General features: G+C 67.1%; 16 protein-coding genes. 10 read left to right on the forward strand and 6 right to left on the reverse strand.

Annotated features, from left to right (window positions below):
* Positions 1-277: 277 nt before the first annotated feature.
* From ACW4TU_RS24955 to ACW4TU_RS24970, 4 genes are read right to left on the reverse strand one after another with little or no spacing between them, the layout of a single operon-like run.
* The gene (locus ACW4TU_RS24955) at positions 278-1549 is read right to left on the reverse strand and encodes a TIGR02679 family protein (RefSeq protein ID WP_457417007.1); all 1272 of its coding nucleotides are present in this window, start codon (positions 1547-1549) and stop codon (positions 278-280) included.
* Positions 1546-5784: a TIGR02680 family protein gene (locus ACW4TU_RS24960; protein ID WP_457417008.1), complete on the reverse strand. Its 4239-nt coding sequence runs from the start codon at positions 5782-5784 to the stop codon at positions 1546-1548. Before ACW4TU_RS24960 ends, ACW4TU_RS24955 begins: the two co-directional genes overlap by 4 nt.
* A complete protein-coding gene (locus tag ACW4TU_RS24965; protein ID WP_457417009.1) occupies positions 5781-7106 on the reverse strand; it encodes a TIGR02678 family protein in 1326 nt (441 codons plus the stop codon). The genes ACW4TU_RS24960 and ACW4TU_RS24965 overlap by 4 nt, the downstream gene beginning before the upstream one ends.
* A complete protein-coding gene (locus tag ACW4TU_RS24970; protein WP_457417010.1) occupies positions 7103-8725 on the reverse strand; it encodes a TIGR02677 family protein in 1623 nt (540 codons plus the stop codon). The genes ACW4TU_RS24965 and ACW4TU_RS24970 overlap by 4 nt, the downstream gene beginning before the upstream one ends.
* 85 nt (positions 8726-8810) lie before the next feature.
* Between ACW4TU_RS24970 and ACW4TU_RS24975 the strand changes: the two genes are divergently transcribed.
* The 4 genes from ACW4TU_RS24975 (at position 8811) to ACW4TU_RS24990 (ending at position 13225) form a co-directional block, all read left to right on the forward strand.
* A complete protein-coding gene (locus ACW4TU_RS24975) occupies positions 8811-9080 on the forward strand; it encodes a hypothetical protein (protein WP_457417011.1) in 270 nt (89 codons plus the stop codon).
* A gap of 724 nt (positions 9081-9804) precedes the next feature.
* Positions 9805-10713, forward strand: a complete 909-nt coding sequence (locus ACW4TU_RS24980) for a hypothetical protein (protein ID WP_457417012.1) — start codon at positions 9805-9807, stop codon at positions 10711-10713.
* Positions 10707-11204, forward strand: coding sequence for a hypothetical protein (locus tag ACW4TU_RS24985; RefSeq protein WP_457417013.1), 498 nt, complete (start codon positions 10707-10709; stop codon positions 11202-11204). Before ACW4TU_RS24980 ends, ACW4TU_RS24985 begins: the two co-directional genes overlap by 7 nt.
* Complete coding sequence (locus ACW4TU_RS24990) at positions 11201-13225, forward strand: AAA family ATPase (RefSeq protein WP_457417014.1); 2025 nt, start codon at positions 11201-11203, stop codon at positions 13223-13225. Before ACW4TU_RS24985 ends, ACW4TU_RS24990 begins: the two co-directional genes overlap by 4 nt.
* Positions 13226-13268: 43 nt before the next feature.
* Here ACW4TU_RS24990 and ACW4TU_RS24995 read toward each other — a convergent pair whose 3' ends face one another.
* The gene (locus tag ACW4TU_RS24995; protein WP_457417015.1) at positions 13269-14387 is read right to left on the reverse strand and encodes an NsdA family TPR-like regulatory protein; all 1119 of its coding nucleotides are present in this window, start codon (positions 14385-14387) and stop codon (positions 13269-13271) included.
* A 285-nt stretch (positions 14388-14672) separates the two neighbouring features.
* Complete coding sequence (locus ACW4TU_RS25000; protein ID WP_143677191.1) at positions 14673-15053, reverse strand: GntR family transcriptional regulator; 381 nt, start codon at positions 15051-15053, stop codon at positions 14673-14675.
* A 457-nt stretch (positions 15054-15510) separates the two neighbouring features.
* On the opposite strand from ACW4TU_RS25000, the gene ACW4TU_RS25005 reads away from it, so the two are divergent.
* The 6 genes from ACW4TU_RS25005 to ACW4TU_RS25030 all read left to right on the forward strand — a co-directional run bounded on the left by ACW4TU_RS25005 (position 15511) and on the right by ACW4TU_RS25030 (position 20584).
* Positions 15511-16278, forward strand: coding sequence for a DUF4097 family beta strand repeat-containing protein (locus tag ACW4TU_RS25005; RefSeq protein ID WP_457417016.1), 768 nt, complete (start codon positions 15511-15513; stop codon positions 16276-16278).
* A gap of 158 nt (positions 16279-16436) precedes the next feature.
* Positions 16437-16727, forward strand: coding sequence for a hypothetical protein (locus tag ACW4TU_RS25010; protein WP_457417017.1), 291 nt, complete (start codon positions 16437-16439; stop codon positions 16725-16727).
* Positions 16724-16870: a hypothetical protein gene (locus ACW4TU_RS25015; protein ID WP_457417018.1), complete on the forward strand. Its 147-nt coding sequence runs from the start codon at positions 16724-16726 to the stop codon at positions 16868-16870. The genes ACW4TU_RS25010 and ACW4TU_RS25015 overlap by 4 nt, the downstream gene beginning before the upstream one ends.
* Positions 16867-17862 carry a DUF2637 domain-containing protein gene (locus tag ACW4TU_RS25020; protein WP_457417019.1) on the forward strand — a complete coding sequence of 332 codons (996 nt, stop codon included), beginning with the start codon at positions 16867-16869 and terminating at the stop codon, positions 17860-17862. The genes ACW4TU_RS25015 and ACW4TU_RS25020 overlap by 4 nt, the downstream gene beginning before the upstream one ends.
* Entirely contained in the window at positions 17862-18233 is a 372-nt protein-coding gene (locus ACW4TU_RS25025; protein ID WP_457430286.1) for an RRQRL motif-containing zinc-binding protein, read from the forward strand. Before ACW4TU_RS25020 ends, ACW4TU_RS25025 begins: the two co-directional genes overlap by 1 nt.
* Before the next feature lie 125 nt (positions 18234-18358).
* Positions 18359-20584, forward strand: coding sequence for a cell division protein FtsK (locus ACW4TU_RS25030; RefSeq protein ID WP_457417020.1), 2226 nt, complete (start codon positions 18359-18361; stop codon positions 20582-20584).
* Positions 20585-20646: the final 62 nt, after the last annotated feature.

Here is a 20646-nt window from a genome sequence, read left to right on the forward strand (position 1 = left end):
TGTGCAGTGGGCAGTTTCCGACCCCGTGCCCCCGGGTCGGGAGAGACACATGCTTCCAGTGGCCGGAACCCGCGTCCCTGCACCGGACGTGACCGGATTCCGGCCCGCGTCCTCCCGGTCCGTTCGAATCGGGGCACACTCCCCGGTCGCCCCGGTGACCGCGAGGACGATCCGCGCGCGGATCCCGTCACAGGGAGGCAGACCCGCGCGCCGGCGGCCGTCGCCAACGCAGGGCGACGGCCGCCCCTCCTCCTGACGTCCCTGGGGTGAGGTGTCCCTACGTCCGGTGTGACAGGTCGTCCACCAGAAGTTCGAGGGTCGCCTCCTCATGGAGCGCGACGCCGAGGGCGGTCATGGCAGGGGCGAGGTCAGGGTCCCAGTCCGCGCCGACCGGCTGGCCGTCGAGTGCCAGTTGAGGAATGCCCTCAGCCTGACTGCGAGCGGCCAGGTGCTCGTAATCCGCGGTGCCCATGCGCCATGGCAGGGCTTCGTAGCGGCGGATGACCCGGTTGGCCAGGGCGATCCCCGGCCAGTCGAAGTCGCCGTGGTAGGCGAAGCGGCAGCCCGTGGCGGCCAGGGCGTCGAGAAGTGTGAGGACCACCGTGGCGGCGCTGCCGGACGTGCACACGAGGGGCTGGACGCAGGCCGCGTCCGCCGCGGCTTCCACCACACGCGGATTCTCACAGATGTGGATGAGCGTTCCGGTGGGGAGTCGCAGCCGCAGGGCGTCCAGGTCGCGCGGTGTGAGGTGGGCTTCGGCATGATGCTCGGCCCGCTCCCGTAGCGCTCTCTCCCGCCAGCCCTCGCCGTCGGGTCGCAGCCCGTACGTCAGCACCGTGCTGGAGACCTCGTCCGGCGTGACGGACACCAGCCGCCACAGAGCGCGTCGACCGGCCGCGTCGTCGGGGAACTCGGTGCCACGGGCGAGGGCGACGCCGCGTTGGACGAGGCGTGCGAGCCAGGTGCCGTCGTCCAGGCCGTGCGCGGAGCCGGTCGCCATGGCGGCGAGTTCACCTCGGCCGCGTGCACCGCCCCGCTCGGGTCCGAGGAGGGTGGTGAGCACCTGGACCGCCTGCTGGAGTGTCCACACCGCCGCTTCGGGCGTCACTCCTCGCGGAACGCCGGCACGGCGCAACAGGTCGTACCACTGCCGGGGCCATTCCTGGTCGGCAAGCGGGGAGGCGTCCAGTGCCGAAGCGAGAGACGACCACACCTGCTCCCGCCGTGCCACCACGTCCGCGCGGGCGGCACGGCGGTCGGTGAGGGGCGGGCCGAGTTCCTCCAGCATCTGTCTGAGCCCGAGTCCGGTGGCCGAGGCGCGCAGCCGTGCGTCGAGCACGTCGAGCCGTACCGTCACGGCGGCACCGGTGAGGGGTTTGCCCAGCAGGAGGGACAGGTCGCCCCGTTCCTGGGGGTTCATCGCGGTGAGCCGGAGGGAGCCGGTGGCCTGTACGCCGTTGCTCTCCAGGCGTTTGCGTACGCTCTGCCAGAGCCGGGTGAGCCCGGGGCCCGTCAGCCATTCGCGCGTCGCGGTGGGCAGTGCGCTCACACGGACACCAGACGCCGGTGGCGGCCGTTCCAGGTGTAGTGCAGGGTGGCCACGCCTCGGACATGGGGATCACGGAGGCACTCGTAGATGTGCAGGGACGGCACCTCGGGCCAGTTGCCCATGAGCCGCTCACTGGTGAGGACGAAGTCGAGATCGAGGTCGACGAGGATACGGCCCAGCCGGCCATGGGTGGGTTCGTCGACCTTGGCGAAGGCGTCGTCCAGGAGGATCAGCCGCGGCGCGTGCGGTGCCGACTCGGCGAGGCCGGTGAAGTTGGCGGCAGCCGCGGCGAAGAGCACGAGGTAGGAGAGGACCCGCTGTTCGCCCTGGCTGAGACCGGTCCGGCCGGTCAGTTTCCGACGGCGGCCCGGAGCCGCGTCCTCGACCACGAAGGTGTGGAAACGGAACCAGTCGCGGTAGTCCAGCGCGGTCCGCAGATGGGCGGCGTAACCGGCTGAGGGGTCAGCGCGGCGGGCGTCCTCGATCCGGCGTTGCAGTACCTCGCGCAGCTGCTCGGTCTGCTCGCGCGTCCGGAGACTCGACGGACTGCGCAGCAGTTCGACGGCCGCGCGCACGTCCGCGTCTGCGTCCTCGTCCAGCTTCCACAACAGCTCCACACCGAGACCGTGGGAGGTGCGTACGGTCCGCAGGGTGCCGTTGAGAGCCGCGACCAGGTTCGCCGCGGTGATGACCTGTACCGAGAGGTGGTCGCCGAGTTCACCGGTCAGAAACCGCTGGAACACCTCACGCTCGCGCTCGGTGAGCCGCCCCCGGGCCTCCGCGGCCTGGACCGCGATCCGCTCGCCCACGGCCGCGACGTCATGGGACCCGTGGTCGTCGACCAGTCGGCACACCTTGATCCCGTCGCGTTCCTCCAGCTGCGCGTCGAACCCGCCGGCCAGTTGGTCGCGCAGCTCGGTGTGCCGGTTGAGCAGGGTGCTGTCCGACACCTCGCCCTTCGGGCGGCCGAGAGCCTGTTCCACGGCGTCGGCAAGTGCCCGCAGTGCCCGCAGCCGGCTGCGGACGTCCGCGCCGGGATCGTCCGACACGTACTCGGGCAGCGAGGACCGGTCGAGGCCGGCGCCGAGCACCACTTCCGGTCTGCCGAGAGCACCGCGAAGAGCGCTGCCGGTGTCGATGACCGCCGTCTCCTGGTCCGCCAGGGTCCCGCGCAGACGCTTCTCGTCCTCTTCCGCGCGCACGCGCAGATCGTGGAAACCGTCACGGGCCCGTTGTGCCGCGGGGAGGGCGTGGACGGCGTTCGCGATGCGCTGCTTCGCCTCCTGCTCGCGGGTGAGGATCTCCTCCTCGGACGACCCGATGGCCTCCTCGCGGGTGCGCAGGTCCCGCTCGGCGGTGCGCAGGCCGGTGAGGTGGAGCCGGTAGCTCTCGTCTGCGGCCAGGCGGTCCTTCTGGGCGCGTCCGTACCGGTCGGCATCGGCCTGGTTCGCGCCGAGTCGCTCGCCCGTGCCTCCGACGGCCCTGCGCAGATGCCCGACACCGCTGAGCAGGGCGGCCAGTGCGGTGCGTACACGGTCCAGGACGGCGGGATCGCCGGGCAGGTCGTGAGCGGTCGCGGTGGCATCCGCCTCGGCACGCGCCGATACCGCGAGAGCGCGGGCTTCCTCGGCCAGCCGTGCCGCCCGGGTCGCCTTCGCGGTCAGGTCACGCAGAGTCCTCTCCGCCGATTCGGTCCTGCTCCACGCGTCCGCGAGACTCCGGGCCCTGGGGAAGTGCCGTTCCGCGAGGGTGAGAGCCCGACGCATGGCATCGGCTACGGCGAGCTCCTCGCGGACGTCGGTCAGCCGCTGTTCCGTCTGCGCGATCCGCTCCTCCAGCTCGGCGAGGATGCGCCGCCGGGTCTCGGCGCGTACGGCGGCCCCCACGTACTCGGCGCCGCCCTTGTCGTGACGGCCACTGAGCACACCCAGACGCCAACTGCCGTCGTAGAAAACCGAGTTGTGGGTGTAGGTCTCCTGTGCCGGTACGAGTGCGACGGCGGCGAGCAGACGCCCCACCTGCTCGGACGTGACGCCGCAACCCGGTTCGGGAGCCACGCGCAGGGCCGAGGCGAGAGTCGGTCCGTCCGGCAGTACGGGACCGGGCCCAAGGACGGTGTCCCGGGTGCGGGGATCATGAAGGACGCCGTCCGCGCCCACCCACGCGTCCAGGATTCCGCTTGCCTCCAAGGCCCCCTCCAAACCGGCCCGGTCGGCCGGAGCCAGGTCGTCCGCGAAGTCCACAAGCCGGTAGAAAGGTGCTCCACTGCCCGGCGTTCTCGCGGCGACGCGATGGTGCGGGGCCGGCGGCTCGGGGTCGGTACGTTGCTCCCAGTCCCGCTTCCGGTCCGCCAGGCGGCCGAGTTCCTCGCCGAGCCGGCTGACGTCGAGTGCCCGGGCGTCCCGGCGCGCGGTGAGTTCCTCGCCGTACGGCTCCAGGGCGGTCTGGGCGGCCTGCCACGCCTGGCTGTCGATGTCGGGCGGCAGCGTGCGGTCCGCGAACGGTGCGTCGGCGGAGGTCTCGCAGCCGACCGAGGCGTCGACGGCGTCCAGTGGCGGGCAGTCGGGACCCAACGCGGTCCGCGTGTGCGCCGCCCAGTCGGCGACATGGCGGGCGTAGGCGCCGCTCTCCTCGGCGACCTTCTGACGGCTGCCGTCGAGACGGCCGGCGGCCTCTTCCGCCTCGCCCTCCAGCCGTTCCCGCTCGGTATCGGCCTGAGCTGCCCCGGCCCGGGCCTCGTCCGCCCGTGAGATGAGGCGGGTCACCTCCTGAACCATCCGGGCCCGGTTCCTCGCGACCGCCTCGGCGTCCTCCAACTGGTTCTGCCAGGACCGCAGCCCCTCCTGCGTCGTGACCGTGTCCACACGGGCCACCGGCCGGTGCCGTACGGTGCGCGTCTCCCCGTCCGGAGTCGTCAGCCCGGTCTCGGTTGCCTGGGTGAGATCGGTGCGCGGCAGGGCCACCGCCTCGCCGAGATGGCCGGTGGGAAGCCCGGCCTTCTCCGCCTGCGTCAGCAGCTCCCGGTGTTCGGTGCCCAGCTCGGCCAGCCGGCTTCCGAGGTGTTCGACACCTTCGGCCAGCCGCTCCGCCGAGCTCTCCTCCGCGTCGTGTGCGTTCCGCAGGGTGGTGAACGCGGCGACGGCGGCGGTGCGCAGCGCCTCCACCGTGCCGCGGCGCTCCGACAGTTCGCGCAGGCTGCGGTAGGCGTGACTGGCGTGCAGGGCGGCCAAATCGGTCCGGGCGGCCTGTTCCTCCTCGCGGAGGGTGTCCAGCCGGCCCTCCGACTCCTCCTCCTGCGTCCTCAGCTCGCTCGTCCGCTGTGCGGCGTCTCCGGCCGCCCGGCGCCGCTGCGCGAGGACGCCCAGCTCGTGGCTCACCCGCTGCGCGGAGGCGCGCAGTACTCCGGCCAGATAGCCGCGGTAACCGGTGAGGAACGTGCGCAAGGCCGCGTCGGTCCGTTCCAGGCGGCCGAGTTCGTCCCGTACGGCGTCGAGGTCGTGGAGATTGCGCGCCACCTTCTCGACCACGTCCTCGTCGAGCCCCGGCAGGGTCTCGCTGAGCAGGGAGGCCAGGCCTCCGTGTTCGATGCGGTCCCCGACCGTCGGGCGCCGCAGCCGGTGGAGGAGCTGGGTGAGGTTGCGGTAGCGCGTCGCGTCGGTGATGCCGAACAGTTCCCGGGCCACCCGGGCGCGGTGCAGGACCGCACGGTCGGTCGCGTTGTCGGAGCCGACGATCTCCTTGAGCCGGTCGACCGGCAGCGGCTTACCGGCCTCCACCAGGCGCAGGTCCTCACCGATTCGCAGCGGGGTGACGAAGAACGTCGGCAGCGCCTTCTGCGTCGACTTCGAGGCACGGATGGCGGCACCGAGCGTCAGGTGGCGGTGACCGCCGTCGTCGGCCGTGCCCCGGAACTCCACCCACAGGTACCCGAGCCGGTTGGTCTGCTCGAACCCGTCCAGCATCAGCCAGGGGAGCGTGGTGCGGCCGGTGCCCGTCGCGTCCAGTGCCCGGGAGTCGCCGTCCAGAAGATACGGGAGCAGCATCTCCAGCGCCTTGGACTTGCCCGCGCCGTTCTTGCCGCGCAGCAGCAGCCGTCCCTCGCCGAAGGAGAACTCCTGCTCGTCGTACTGCCAGACGTTCTGGATGCCCGCCCGGTGCAGCCGGAAACGGGTGCCGGTGGTCGTCGCGGGGCCGGAACGCGGCAGCGGGACGAGGCCACGCGCGTCGGTGGTCATAGCGGCAACTCCTCTTGAACATCTGTGCCTTTGCCGGTAGCACCGGCCGGGCGCACGGTGACGTGGGTGGCGTAGCGGGCCGCCGCGGCCAGCAGCACCCAGCCGTCGCCGCCGGGCCGTGCGCCATGGACATCGGTCACCGTGCGCCCTTCCGGCGCCTCTTCGACGTATCCCTCCAGCAGCCCTTCTCCCTCGGCGCGCAGCCGCCCGGCACGGGCCATCAGCCGCATGCGGACCAGCAGGTCCAGTACGGCCTCCCGCAGGGAGGGAAGGTCCTCCAGGTAGCCGCGTTGCCAGTTGCTGCGCTGCCCGTACTCGGCGATCAGCCCGGCCAGCACCTCGTCCACCAAACCGTCCGGGACAGCCACCCCGATGACGAGCGTCCCGCCGGTCGCCGGATGTCCCGGCTCCTGCGGCCGAAGCCGTTCCACGAGCCGTTCCGCCAGCAGCAGCGCGGCCTGTGCGACGGTCCCGGTGCCCGGCAGGTGCAGATCCGTCAGCTCCTCCTCGGGGTCCACCAGCGCCACGCCCTCGGCACGGATCTCCATCTCCAGGCCCAGGAGTTCGGAGAAAGCCTGGGCTTCCCGGCGCTGCCGGGTGCGCAGCCAGTCGCGCTCGGCGTCGGTCAGCTCGTCGAGGTGGACGACGGGCGTCTCGACGAGCATCCGGCGCACATAGGTACGCGGTCCGCCGAAGCCCGGGTCCGCTGCCCGCCGGACCAGGTCGGCGCCGTCCCGGGCCTGTGTGAGCGGGCCGGCGACGACCACGCGTGCCAGCTCCCGGTCCACCGTGATCAGGGCTTCACCGCTCGCGTCCTGCGCGATCGCCGCCACATTGCCCTCGGTCTCGATGAGCACGCCCCAATCGACCAACTGGCGCAGAGCCGCGACCAGGGTCCGTTTCCCGGCCACCCGGCCCGTCTCCGCCAGCTCGATCCCCGCGTCGGCCGCGGCGGCCCGGATGTCGGCGACCAGCTGCGACAGCAGCATCTGCTCGGGCGCGGTCACCAGCACGGACAGGGCCAGCGCGAGGCAGGCGTACGTGTGCGGGGTGAAGGGAGTGCCGGTGGAGCGCTCCAGCCGGTGTCCCGAGCCGGCCCCCAGCCCCGCCTTGAACAGCCGGGCGAAGGAGCTGTCGACCAACAGGCGGTAGCCGAACACCTGCTGGAACCGTTTGCCCAGCCAGTCGGCGTGCCTGCGGATCAGCGGGAAGAGGTCGGCATGGGGGCCGTCCGACGACACCAGGGGGTGGGCGAACAGCAACCGGGCGGCGGTGCGGCGCTCGGTGGCCAGGGCCACGTCGTGAGTCGAGGGAAGGGTCATGACACGCTCGCCTCCGCTTCACCGTCGACCGCGGCGGAGGTGCGACCGATGTCCAGCTCCAGGTCGTCCAGCAGCAGGTCGCCGTCGGACGAGTGCAGCACCGTCCGCGTACCCGCCGTCCGGCGCACGGTGAGCCGGATACGCAGTTCGGCGTCTTCGCTGCCGGCCGAGACGAGGTCGAACCCCGCTGTCCTCTCCCCGTCCGCGCTGACGTGCCTGCTGAGCTGCGCGTTTCCGAGTGCCGTGGCCAACAGCTCCAGAAGCAGGCCGAGTGCTGCCGAGGTGAGGCGTACCTCGGCGAACCGGCCGGACGCGCTGCGCAGTTCGTCCGCCGCCGCTGCTCTGGCCGTCGCCCGCTGCCGGGCGGCCTCCCGCAGCCGCTCCTTCTGCGCGGAGTGGTCCTCCACCGCGGAGGCCCGGCCCCGCTGGGCGCGGCTGCCCCTTTCCCGCAGGGCCACCGGTACCTCGACCACCGGACCGGTCCACCAGCTCGTGTAGGCGGGCACCACCTCGTCGGTGGCCGGAGGTATGCCCAGATGGCGGGCGCCGTAGAGTCCGAAGGCGGCGACGGCGATGTCGTGTGCGTCCTGCGGCGCCGCTTCGTCGAACCAGCGGGCCAGCCGCAGCAGATCCTTGCGCCGGGACATCTCCCCGGTGGCCGACCGCAGCATCCGCTTGGCGTTGGCGAGGAGCGACTGCAACGCGCGCAGGGTGGCGTCCCGCAGCTGGTCGACCTGGCTGCCCTGGCCGTCGGTGTCGCTGAACCAGCCGCGCAGGCCCTCCCAGTCCGTGAGTTCGCGGCCCCGGCTGCGCTGGACCCGGATCCCCATGCGGTTCTCGCCCTGCTGAGACAGCCCGGCAAGTCCCTGGGCGTGGATGTCCAGTCGGTCCAGGAGGGCCGGGATGTGCGGCCACAGGGTGTCCAGTGCCCCCGAAATACGGGGCCCGCGGAACGCCACGTCCTCCGTGATCGCCTCGACGTAGTCCAGGAGCAGTTCCTTGAAGCCCTGGTACTCGGCGCTGTCCAGGTCGTAGCGGGACAGCACCTGACCGAGGTAGGCGTAGAAGTCGCGTATGGAGTCCGCGAACTCGGTGAACTGTACGAACAGTGTGCTGATCCGCTCCAGCCCGTCCTGCGGTTCGATGCCGCCCGGCGCGGTCACGAGGTCGGCCAGCTCCCGCAGTCCGCGCTCGACCAGTGCCAGCAACTCGTTGCTCACCTCACGAGCGGCGTCGGCCTCGGCCAGGACCCCGTCGGCGTCCCGCTGGATGCGTTCGCCCAGTTTCGACAGCTGGTAGCGCGAGCGGGAACGCTGGTACTCGCTGATGCTGGACGCCTTCACCGTGTGGCTGCTGCGCAGCAGGTTTCCCCACTGCACCAACTGTTCCAGCCGAACCGTGAGGGTGTCGGTGTCGAGCCCCGCGGCGGAACCACTGTTCTGACGCAGCTTCGCCATGATGTCCGGGACGGCAAGATCCGCCAGCAGCGTTCCGCAGAAGACCCGCATGATCGCGACGTGCTCCAGCCGCTCGCGCGCGCTGAGGTACGTGTACGCGTCCAGCCGCCGACGCGCCTCCTCGTCGGCGCCCTGAGCTGCGCCGGATGCGGATGCCCCCATGCCCGTGAGGTTACGTGGCGCGTCCGGGCGTCGCTGGTGGGTGGCCGAAAACGCCACGGACGTGTGCCGACCCGGAGCGATTCCCGTGGCAGCGGCCAGTGCGGCACGGGAGCGTGCCAGGCTCACCCCGAATGGGCCCTTCGGTTTCTGCGCCGAGTTCACGAACGCGTTTGTGGGCGGGGACTGGGATCACAGACCTCACGAGCTGCTTGATGAGTGGGAAGCGGAGCAGATCTTCAAGAGCGTGACCTGGGAGGAGGACAAGGAACAAAGCGCTGCTGACGAACGCCAGGCCGAGGAAGAGATCTCCGGGTGGTTGACCATGATCGACCAAGGCGAGGCAACGGCGGACTGATGGACCCGGACCGCGTGGGAATCCAGCACTCCGTCCGCACCTTGCCCAAGGGGACGTACCGCCGACACCTGTTCTGAGCGGACAGATCGCCGGCGGGCAACAAGACTCCGCCCTCTCCGGGAGGAGGAGACCGAAGTCGGCTCCCCCAATACGACCCCCACAACGACTCAGGGACCCGACCCGCAACGCGGATCAGGCCCCTGACCTGGTGTTCTAGCTGTCGGGGTGGCGGGATTTGAACCCACGACCTCTTCGTCCCGAACGCGGTCAAGGGCCTTCGTGACGTGGCAACCAAGCTATCAGGGCTGGTCGTTCGGCTCCGGGACTGTCCACCACTGTCCAGGACGGTCCCCGTGCGGCTGCACCGTTTGGCCCCCTGTTTGGCCCCCGGATTTTCGTTACTCAGCCAAGAGCCTGCGGCATGAGCGGAACGGCGGGGTGTCGGCAGCTGTCCACAGATCAGCGTCGGCCGCGGCCCCGGTCGCGGCGCCGTGTCACGGAACTGGGAGGAGGTCCGGCAGGGAGATGTCCACATGCCGCAACTCTCGTGCCGGTTCTGCCGCAGTGGGGCGTGCACTGACCTCGGAGGGTCTCGCACGTAGCGCGTCGCCAGGGGTGTGGGTGAGTGCCAGCCGCGATCAAGACTCACAAGAGGGGTCACAAGCTGTAGCTAGATCGCTACGCTTGAGTTGGAGCCATCGAAGCTGTCGTAGGGGAGGTGTCAGTGAGGACGGTAGCCAGCTGGCTTGGGGAGGACTGGGAAGAGTGGTGCCTGATGCTTATCCGTCGCAGGCACGGAGCCGATCAGGTTCAGGTTGTCCCAGCGCGGCACCGCGGAGACCTAGGAATTGAAGCTTTCACGCATGACGGTTGTGCATTCCAGTGTTACGCCGCGCAAGAGCCAATTTCGGTACTTGAGCGCTACAAAAAGCAAAGAGACAAGCTGACTCGCGACTTGGCGAAGCTTGAGTACCGCCAAGAGAAATTCCTGCGCCTCCTAGGGAACGTGCGCATTGATCGATATTTGTTCATGGTTCCCTTCTTCGACTCATACGAGCTTGTTCAGCATGCCTCTGATAAAGCGCAGGAGTATAGAGATAAAAACCTTCCTCACTTGCACGAGACGTTTCGCATCGTCGTTGTCGACGAGGACGCTTATGCGGATGTGAGGGAGGAAATATTGCAACGCCCCCGCGCCCTAGTCGAGGTAGAAGATAAGACCAATGACGATGTTAAAACATGGATCGCAGCCAACGAGCAAGCTGTGAGGACGGCTGACGGGAAACTGAGATCTCTCATTGCCAATGATCCGCAAAGAGTGAGCGTTCTCGAAAGTTTGATCATGCAATACATCAAGGGGGAGAATGCTCTGGATGTCATGCGCCGAAAGTATCCTGACAACTGGGAATTGACGACGCGCTACAAGAACAACAAGGAACAACTCCTTATCCTTCAATACCCTTCAGATTCCCTTGAGTTTGGCAGTCTCGCACATATCGCCAAGGAGATTGAATCCGAGTTGGCGCGTGATGTCCCAGCACTGGATGCCCCCCTTAGGTCGGCTTTGTCATGGGCTGCGATTGCAGACTGGATTATGCGCTGCCCGCTGAGCTTTCCATCGGTGGCTTGCTGATGCTTACTACAGACGAACTTGCAGAGTTCTTCGCCGGAACCGAATCACCTGTCGCCTTTACGCGCCGACCCGATGCTATTCCGGGCGACCTACGACATGGTTGGCGCCTCGCCTCACTTGTGCTCGTTCTGTATCGATGCTGGGCCAACACTGCAAGTGTGGAACAAATTCACGTTCTCGCGTCATCCCTGCGCTCCAATGCGGCGCGCAACACCCTTTCGCGCTGGTTTGAAGACCGTCGCCTTCCCGATGACTTCGTGGTGAGATACGATCCCTCGCTCGCTCGTACCGTTGCTATCGCTGTGGCATGCGGTTTGGCGGTCAGGAAAGAGAATCAATCGATTTCATTATCGTCGAATGGTGTTGCGTTGGCTAGAAGTATCTGGAGTGACGTGGCGGTGTTGCAGCGCGAGAAAGAGTTCCTGAACCGTTTGCCAAAAAAAATCAGTCAGAAATCGATACGTGAACTCTTGGCGGGGAGGTATCAATGATTCGGCTGCGCGAACTACAGATGCGTGTCATCACCGATGGGCCGGTTTGTGGAGCGGATATCCCATTCAAGGGCGGGTTGAATGTTATCCGCGCGGATAACTCCAGCGGGAAATCGACCTGTATGCAGGCGATCATCTACGCCCTTGGGCTTGAGGGGATGTTCAGTGCCCGCCGAGATATCCCATTGCCGCATGCGATGACGGACTCGATCGAAGTAGAGGGCCGAGAGTGGGATGTCATTGAGTCATGGGTCGCCCTTGAGCTGGAAAACGCTTCCGGACAGGTAATCACAGTGCGTCGCTCTGTGAAGAGTTCCCTCAAAGACACAACATTGATCGAGGAATTCGAGGGCGCTAGGCTGTCGCAGAATCTTGAAATGACGGTAGGTGAAGACTTCTTTGTTCGCCGCGGCGGTGCTGCCGTTCGTGAGCGAGGATTCCACCACTTCCTAGCTCGATTCCTTGGTTGGAGCCTCCCACAGGTCACACGCATGGATGGCAGCGAAGGGCCTTTGTATCTGGAATGCCTCTTCCCTTACTTCTTCGTAGAGCAGAAGCATGGATGGTCTGGCGTGCAGGCCAGAATTCCAACCCACTTCATGATTCGCGACGTGAGTAGGCGCGTTGCCGAGTTCATTCTGGAACTTGATGAGTACCAAGCGGTTTTGAAGAAGCAGCGACTAGAGAGCGCGGCTTCCATTATGGATTCAGAATGGAGGCAGACTGTCGATCGCGTGGCGGGGGCAGTAAAATCGCAGTCGGTCGTCCTTCGTGGCCTCCCGCAGCGTCCCGTAGTCGACATGCAGGCTGTCTCCGCGAGCTCGTTGATTGCATCGGCTGACGGCTGGATTTCGTTAGACGATGAATTGGAGAGACTGCAGGGGCGAGTTGCGGAACTTGAGCAATTTGATGTCCCCAGCATTGAAGAAAGTTCCTCTCAGCTAGATGACGAACTGAAGAGTCAGCAAGAAAAATTGGCCATTGCCAACTCTCTCGCTGCCTCTGCCTTGGCTGAGCTGGAGGATTCGCTTTCTCGCCGGGGTGGCTTGGAGTCGCGTGTCGAGGCACTAGAAGAGGATCTGCAACGTCACAAGGATGCAGCCCTCCTGCGTCGGCTTGGCGCACGTCATGCAGCAGTTATAAGTGGTGATTCGTTCTGTCCTACATGCCAACAAGCGCTACCGGATGGTTTCGAGATCACAGAAACCCCGATGACGCCGGACGAGAGCGTGCTCTATATCGAGCAGGAAGTTCGTACCTTCCGAGCCATGAAGGCTGATCTGGAACGGCTCATTTTGATACAGGAGGCTAAGCTAGATAGGCTTCGAAGTGAAAGCTCAGATTTGCGTCGCAGTATTCGAACAATTAAGGATACGTTGACGTCTCCGTCTTCGATGCCTTCGGTGGCAGACGTTGCGGAGAAGATTCGCATCCAGGATAGGATTACTTCCCTAGCGGCCACCCAGGATGAGATCTTCCACACCGTTGAGGAGCTGCGGGCGCGTGCACAGACATGGCAAGCCAATAGGGTGGCATTGAAGGAATTGGCTAAAAGGCGGCAGTCGCCTTTGGATCGACAGAAAATTGAGTACCTCGAAGCGGCCCTGGTGGCACAACTCGCGAGTTACCACTTTGTCTCTCTAGAGCCGAGTGAAATCAAAATCAGTGAAGATACGTATCGACCCACGCATGAAGGATTCGATCTCGGATTCGATCTATCGGCCAGCGATATGATTCGTGTCATCTGGGCCTATTTGTTCGCCTTCCTTGAGACCAGTATCCGATTTGATACTAATCATGCGCGGCTCCTGATTTTCGATGAGCCGAGACAGCAAGAGACCAAGCGCCTGAGTTTTGCTGCGCTTCTCGAACGAGCCGTGAAAGCTGGAGAGAGTGGAGCGCAGATTATTTTTGCGACCAGTGAAGAGGAGCGAGAGTTGCAAAGCATGCTTCGGGGCCAGCGTCATCACATGTTCTCGATTCCTCCGGAACGTAAGCTCCTGAGGCCGCTAAATTCATGATTCCTCGTCGTGATGCTGTACCAGAATGCAGCCGTTGCCACGTTCACTGCGGCAGGAATCCAGGCTTCTCTTGTCCGAGAGCGTTGAGCCGTGCCAGGTAGTCCTGTGCCCCTGGCTCCGAGCTGTACCGGCGCTTCATCTCGGCAGCGAGTTCGCGACTGGTCATGATGAGCGATGGCACCGATTGACGGTCGCCTTCGAGAGCGAGGGCCCCCATCATGAGCGCTTGTTCCAAGTCGCCCTCACGTGCTGCTGTCACTCCCAGCGTGACGCGGGCCTCCGCGTTGCGCATCGGCGAGCGCTCGCGTCCGTCGAAGTCTGTTCCGGCCCGGAGGACTTCCTCTGCGAGCGTACGCGCGAGCTTGTCCTCACCGACCAGGCGATAGCAGTCCATCGAGTAGAAGTCGAACTTGGCGGGGTCCACCACGAAGTGGTTGTCGAGGTTGTCGGGGTGAGGCATCCCTTCGAGCAGGCGCCGCCCCTTGTCGAGGGCTACCTCGACTTGCCGGCGGTCTCCGAGCCGCGCCCACGCCTTGGCTTCCTGGCCTGCGAGCTGTACCGCCACGCTGTGGTGCGGCGCCACCTCACCTCCGGCCTGTGCTGCCGAGATCACGCCGCGGTAGTCGCCGGTCGTGAGCGCGAACCAGGCGCGCATCTCGTGTGCCCACCCGGCGACCTCTGGATGGTCGGCTTCCGTAGCGAGTGAGAGGGCCGCGCGCCGTGTCGACTCGGCAGCGTGCCGGTCTCCCATGTCGTACTCGACACAGCCGACCAGGAGGGCGAGCCAGCCGGACAGGGCGAGCACCTCGCGGTGCTGGGCGAGCGTGAGGCTCTTCGTGTGGAGTTCGACGACGCGGCGCAGCCACTGGCGCCCCTCAATGATGAGCTGCCCGCTCGGCATGTACGGGTACTCCGAGCACAGCCGATCGGTGGTGATCCGCAGAGCATCGAGCGTCGCGCTGTCGACATCGGACCGGTTCAGCCGGCTCACGATCTCCAACGTCTCCATGCCGCTCGCCGCCAAGATCTCCCTGTCTCCGTCTCGCCGCGATGGCGCCGGGAAGAGCGCATGGGTCACGGTGCCGAACACGGCCGCGATGATCGGTTGATAGAAGTCGTTCGGTGTCTGGCCTGACTCCCAGCGCTTCCACTGGCGGATCATGCTGTCTTCCGCCGGCAGCTCCGTCGGAGCATGCGCCCGTAGAGCCCTGACTGCGTCGCGCTGCGACCAGTCGCGCCGCGCGCTCAGCCGCGATCCGTCGCGCCCATGCGGGCCTGTCGTCGGTCATGCGCCCTCCTCCGAGTACCTGCTCCGAGTCTCGCGCGCGAGCCGGGGGGACAGGGAAGGTGACAGCGGGGTGTCACCGGGCATGTCCCCTCCCCTGCTCTGCCGTCCCCGGGCTGTCACTTACCTCACAACTCCCGTTCCACGCATGCTGGTTGCAGATCACGCACCACCCGGTTCGGAGCGACTTTCGAGCGCTTCGACCCTGCCGCGAAGTTCCGAGACTTGGGAGGTGAGATGTTCGAGCCGGCGCAGCACTTCGGGAACGTCGACAACCGCGTCGGTTCCGCTGCCTTCGCCGGCCTGCTCCGGGTCGCGGGCATAGCTGCCCCGCGACGTCGTCATGATGAGCCCATCCTCACGGAGGATCGCAAGGGCTCGCTGCACTGTCATTCCCGAGATCTTGAACCGTTCGGTCAAGTCTCGCACGGAGCCCACATGCCCACCGGGCTTGATGTCGCCACGCAGGATCTCTTGCCGCAGGATGTCGGCCGCCTGCTCGGACTCTGGCCTTGGGTCGTCTTTCGAGATTTCAGCGCTCATCACGCCATCGAGCGTACCCACCCCTAGTACGACCTAGCACGAATCTGCGGCGACCTCTTGCGCCATGGTGCGTGCTAGTACATGCTGTTACAAGTTAGTACGGCAAGCCCGGAAGGGCTCAGCCGGCTGTACCCGTAAGCGCTTGACCTGCAAGACCGCATGACCAGGAGCCCCGCATCGGACGGGGGGAGGCGACCCGGCGCCTTGGCATTCACCGGAGGGCTTAGACCGAAAGGTCACGTCTCCATACGCCTACTTCGAGGCCGGACAGCTCTACCTGACACGGGAGCGCGGTCGCGATGAAGGAGACACGCACCACCTCAACTTCCGCCGCTCCGCTGCTTTGCAGCGTGAGGGGCTCTGCGGAACGGCCGCGTCTCACCACTTCACTGCCGCGGCCGTTTCGCCTGTTCGCGCACGTCGTGTCCCACTCCAACAAGCCTTTGGGGGCTTACCCATGACCGAGCGCATTTTCGACTCCGAGACCTCCGGTCCGATCGTGCTGGGACTGTCGCTGCCGGTCGGCAGCGTCCGTGTCCAGGTGATCGAGAACCTGCTCACCGCCCGCGTGGTGCTGCGCACCGACGACAACACGGGGCCCGCGGCCGACGCGATCAACCGTGCTCGCAGTCAGCAGAATGGGCAGGCGTTCGGCATCGAGGTACCGGAGATGCCGAACGGCGTGGTCGTACAGGGGAGCCGCGGCAGCGTCATTCAGAGTGTCGGCAGCATGAGCATCGTCGGCGGCACGGTCCGGATCAACGGTCGCGTGGTCTCCGGCGGCATGGCCGACATGCCGACCGTCAGCCCGATCGAAGTGACGGTCAACCTGCCCGCGCAGTCCTCCCTTGCGGTCGTCTCGCAGTCTGCGGACACCAAGGTCTATGGCTACGTCGACCGTATGGAGTTCCGCTCCGTCTCCGGTGACCTCGGAGTCGATGGCGTCCGTGAGCTGCGAGCCAACACCACCTCAGGGGATATCCGCGTCGGTCGGGCCACCGAGCAGATCAACGCGCACTCGGTGTCCGGCGACATCAAGGTGCGGCTGTACGACGGTCGCAGCGCCGCCCTGAACACCACCTCTGGGGATGTCGAGGTACAGGCCACCAGCGGCGCCGCCGGGCACGTCAGCGCCCACAGCATCTCCGGCGATGTCGAGGTATCCGGCGCCCGCCACCTGAACGTGTCCGCCGACAGCGTCTCCGGCCGCGTCCGCAACCGCTGATCGATCTACCGCCCCGATGGTCGCACGGACCGTTCGACTCGGTCCGGGGGCGCTTTCCCCTGCCGCGCTGCGGCTCGGGTTCTTCCGGAAAAGCCGCCGTCTCACCAAACGCCTGCGGCTGCTCCGGCTCTATGTCCCTCCCACTTCAGGAGCCTTCCATGCGCACGTACATCGGCCGTCAACAGGCCGTATCCGCTGAGGACTTCGTGGAGCTCGCGCTCGGTACCCCGATTGAGCTGTGGCTCGGGGTCGAGGGCGAGAGCGACGAAGAGCGCGCGGCCCGTCTGGACGCGGCGCGCGACATCCTAGCTGAGCACCCCGAGATGCCCGACGACCTGGTCCGCATCGCGGCCGAGGTTGTCGAGGCGCACCCCGAGTTGTTCGACGTCATCCCCCTGGTTCGGTTCGCCGGCCGCCGCCGCTCCGTACGGAAGGGAGCGGCGGCATGAGCGACGACCTGAACTTCGACGACCGCATGTTCCTGGAGGGCCAGGCCGTCTACGAGCAGATCATCGCCGGACAGGTGGCCGACGTTCAGGCAGAGCTGATGAACGCACAGCTCCGAGCCTCCCAGGGTGGTGAAGCGGCATGACTGCCACAACCACCGCCCTTGCGGCGCCCCCGTCCGGGGTGCCGCCGCTGACCAGGCCGGAGATGGGTCTCGCCGGAATCGCCGCGCTTGCCGCGGCCGGAGTCGGTGCGCTCGGTCTCATCTCCTCCTTCGACGCCGTTTCGGCTGCTGCGGCCCGCTGGGGATTCGGCGAGCCGTGGATGCTGCCGGTCGGTATCGACGTGGCCATTCCGGTTTTCACCGTGGCCAACCTGCTGTTGATCCGGATGGACATGGCGCTTGCGTGGGTCCGGTTCGTGCCTTGGATGCTCACGCTCATCACGTGCGGGCTGAACGTTGCGGCCGGACAGGGCATGTGGGCCAAGGTCGCGCACGGCACCATGCCGCTGCTGTGGGTGGTCTTCTCCGAGATCGGCGCGCACATCTACGCCGCACGAATCGGCGCGGCAACCGGGCGGCGCATGGAAAAGATCCGGTTCTCTCGGTGGCTGCTCGCGTTCCCGTCGACGTTCGCCCTGTGGCGCCGCATGACCCTGTGGGAGGTCACCTCCTACTCGGAGGCACTGACGCGGGAGAAGGAACGGCAGTTGGCCCGTGCGGACCTGCGCGAGCGCTACGGCCGCAAGTGGCGATCGAAGACCCCGCGGCGCGAGCGCGTGATGCTGCGCATGGGCGAACTGGCCCCGGCCACCGAGCAGGAGACGCCCGCCGTGCCCCCGCCGGTACCTCCGGCCGACCCCAAGCCGCGCCCGCGCCGGCAGACGAACTCCAAGGCCAAGGCCAAGGCCAAGCCGCAACGCACCTTCGAGGAACTACTCACCGAAGCGCGTACGGCCACCGCAGAGTGGGCCGACTCGGAACTGACTGCGGATCGCATCCGTACTGCCGTGCACGTCTCGCAGGCCAACGCCCGTAAGCTGCGCGACCAGTTGCAGACCGAGCGTGCCGCCGGCCGTCCGCTGCACTCCGTGGACGACTCGGAGGGCGACGGCACAGCGGCTGAGGCTGCGTGATGTACGGCAAGTGCTTCGACCCGACCGGCGCGACGTACGGACTGCCCACCTACCCGTGGCGCTACGCCCCCGACGGACTCGCCACCAAACGGCAGTTACGGGCCCGCGGCTTACGGCCCGGCGGGCAGTCGATCGCGGCACAGATCATGCGCCCGCGCTACCGGCGCGGCCCGCTGGTCGCCTACCTCTACCGCGTCGACCGCGCCAAGCCTGTCCGGCCGATGACGCCGGGCAAACGAGCCGCGCTCGCCAAGGCGATGTGCGCCCGCCGAACGTGTCCGGCCTGTCGACAGGACGCGGGATACGTCATCCCGACGTCGCTCGGCACGTGCGTGCCCTGCGCCTATCCCGAGGAACAGCGCACTGCCTGAAAACGAGTTGGAACATTTTGTTCCGGCTTTTTCCGAAAACGCCCCGACGGTTGACGGGCCCGGTCACGACCGACCAAAGCAGCGCCGGGCCCGCATCCCTCCATGCCCTCTGGAAGGAACTCTGAGTGAATCACGACGACGACAACGAACTGTTCAACCGACTCGAAGCGGAGATGAGCCCCGACCCCGGGGGAGAAGTAGTCGACCTCGACAAGGCACGGTCGGCCCGCATCGGGTCGGCCGACCCGACTGCCCGACCCGATGCCGACCCGTCGGCCGACTCCGATCCGAGTCGGTCGGGTGCCGAGTCGGCCGACCCGACCGCACGCGTGATGGTCGACCTGCCGACCGCCAAGGCGGCCGGTCCGGGCTACCTCGGTCGGCTGCTCGCCGCACAGCGCCGGCCGGTCGTTCCGCTGTGGCTGAAGTCCGTGGCGGAACTGAAGACCGCCGCGGCGTGGGTGGCCCGGCACTATGCCCACTCGGTCGGCTACCACGCGCTTCGCTCCCCGGTCTACGCCGCGCGCCTCACCCTCCAAGCCCCCTCCGGCGCCGCGAAGTTCGTCGGCGGCACGATGCGGTGGGCGGCCGACCGTGAGGGCGAGCCGGTTCGACTCGCCGCGGTCCGGCGTGAGGATGCGGCCGAGTACCTGAAGCTGTCGCGGCAGCGTGACGGACGGGTCCGACTGCGCGCCCTCGTGACCGTGCTCGCCATGTTCACCGGGCTCGGTGCCGCGCTCGCCCTGTACGTGCTCGCCCCTGACTGGCTTCAGGCGGTGTCGGTGGGCGCGGTCGTCATGGCGCTCGGGGTCGCCGGCCGCAAGGCGGACGCCCCGGTCATCCACCGTGCGGTGGAACTGCCCAAGGCGGTCAAGCTCACCTCAGACATCGTGCTGCGGTCACTCGGCTCGCTCGGCATCCCCGCCATCAACCAGGCGCAGGGCAAGGGTCGCGACGGGTTCGAGTTCACCGCCCCGATCACGCGCGACGGTCCGGGATGGCGTGCGGAGGGCAATCTCCCGTACGGCGTCACGGTCACGGACATCATCGAGCGGCGCGAGCGGCTCGCTTCTGGTCTGCGCCGCCCGCTGGGCTGCGTGTGGCCGGAGGCAGTGCCCGACCAGCACACCGGGCACCTGGTCCTGTGGGTCGGGGATCAGGACATGTCCAAGGCCAAGAAGCCTGTGTGGCCGCTGCTGAAGTCGGGCAGCACGGACCTGTTCAAGCCGGTCGCGTTCGGCACTGACCAGCGCGGACGCTGGGTCGAGATCACCCTCATGTACATCGCGGCCGTCATCGGCGCGATTCCGCGCATGGGCAAGACCTTCCTGCTCCGTCTGCTGCTGCTCATCGCCGCGTTGGACCCGCGGGCGGAACTGCACACGTACGACCTCAAGGGCACCGGTGACCTGGACCCGGTTGGCGAGCGTGTCGCGCACCGCCACCGCGCCGGCGACGAGGAGGCGGACATCGAGTACGCGTTGCGCGACCTGCGCGCGCTGCGCGACGAACTGCGGCGCAGGGCAAAGGTGATCCGCTCGCTGCCGCGGGACATCTGCCCCGAGTCCAAGGTCACGTCCGAACTGGCCAACAAGAAGTCGTTGGGGCTGCACCCGATCGTGGTCGGGGTGGATGAGTGCCAGGTCTGGTTCGAGCACGAGAAGTACGGCAAGGAACTCGAAGAGATCTGCACTGACCTGGTCAAACGCGGTCCCGCTACCGGGATCGTGCTGCTGCTCGCCACGCAGCGGCCGGACGCGAAGGCACTGCCCACGGGCATTTCCGCGAACGCGTCGGCTCGGTTCTGCCTCAAGGTCATGGGGCAGTTGGAGAACGACATGGTGCTGGGCACGTCCGCGTACAAGCGGGGCGTGCGCGCCACCATGTTCTCTTGGGGCGACAAGGGCATTCACTACTTCGTGGGCGAAGGCTCGGATGCCCGGATCGTCGGCTCGGTGTACGTGGACGCGCCCAACGCGGAGAGCATCGCCGCGCGGGCCCGCAAGCTGCGCGAAGCCGCCGGCACCTTGTCCGGGCACGCACTCGGGGAAGAGCCGGAGACGGACGCGAGCACGTCGTACGACCTGCTCGCCGACATCCTCGCGGTCATCCCTGCCGATGAACCCAAGGTGTGGTCCGAGACCGTCGTGTCCCGGCTCGCCGAACTGCGGACCGACGTCTACGACGGATGGACGCCGGAGGCACTGGCCTCAGCCCTGAAGCCCCACGGCGTCTCCACTGTCCAGGTGGGCCGTCGCGTGGACGGCAAGGTCGTCAACCGGCGCGGCGTCGAACGCTCCCACATCGTGGCTTCGATTGCGGAGCGTGACGGAAACCGCGACGCGGGATGACCGTCCGGAGCCGCTAGCGCTAGCGGCACACACCGCTAACGTTAGCGGCTCCGCTAGCGCCC

Source organism: Streptomyces kryoterrae (genome assembly GCF_054072135.1).

Excerpts from the sequence above, each read along its gene's own strand:
- ACW4TU_RS24960 (WP_457417008.1), bottom strand. The coding sequence starts at position 5,784 with ATGACCACCGACGCGCGTGGCCTCGTCCCGCTGCCGCGTTCCGGCCCC.
- ACW4TU_RS24965 (WP_457417009.1), bottom strand. The coding sequence starts at position 7,106 with ATGACCCTTCCCTCGACTCACGACGTGGCCCTGGCCACCGAGCGCCGC.
- ACW4TU_RS24970 (WP_457417010.1), bottom strand. The coding sequence starts at position 8,725 with ATGGGGGCATCCGCATCCGGCGCAGCTCAGGGCGCCGACGAGGAGGCG.
- ACW4TU_RS24990 (WP_457417014.1), top strand. The coding sequence starts at position 11,201 with ATGATTCGGCTGCGCGAACTACAGATGCGTGTCATCACCGATGGGCCG.
- ACW4TU_RS24995 (WP_457417015.1), bottom strand. The coding sequence starts at position 14,387 with ATGATCCGCCAGTGGAAGCGCTGGGAGTCAGGCCAGACACCGAACGAC.
- ACW4TU_RS25000 (WP_143677191.1), bottom strand. The coding sequence starts at position 15,053 with ATGAGCGCTGAAATCTCGAAAGACGACCCAAGGCCAGAGTCCGAGCAG.
- ACW4TU_RS25005 (WP_457417016.1), top strand. The coding sequence starts at position 15,511 with ATGACCGAGCGCATTTTCGACTCCGAGACCTCCGGTCCGATCGTGCTG.
- ACW4TU_RS25010 (WP_457417017.1), top strand. The coding sequence starts at position 16,437 with ATGCGCACGTACATCGGCCGTCAACAGGCCGTATCCGCTGAGGACTTC.
- ACW4TU_RS25015 (WP_457417018.1), top strand. The coding sequence starts at position 16,724 with ATGAGCGACGACCTGAACTTCGACGACCGCATGTTCCTGGAGGGCCAG.
- ACW4TU_RS25020 (WP_457417019.1), top strand. The coding sequence starts at position 16,867 with ATGACTGCCACAACCACCGCCCTTGCGGCGCCCCCGTCCGGGGTGCCG.
- ACW4TU_RS25025 (WP_457430286.1), top strand. The coding sequence starts at position 17,862 with ATGTACGGCAAGTGCTTCGACCCGACCGGCGCGACGTACGGACTGCCC.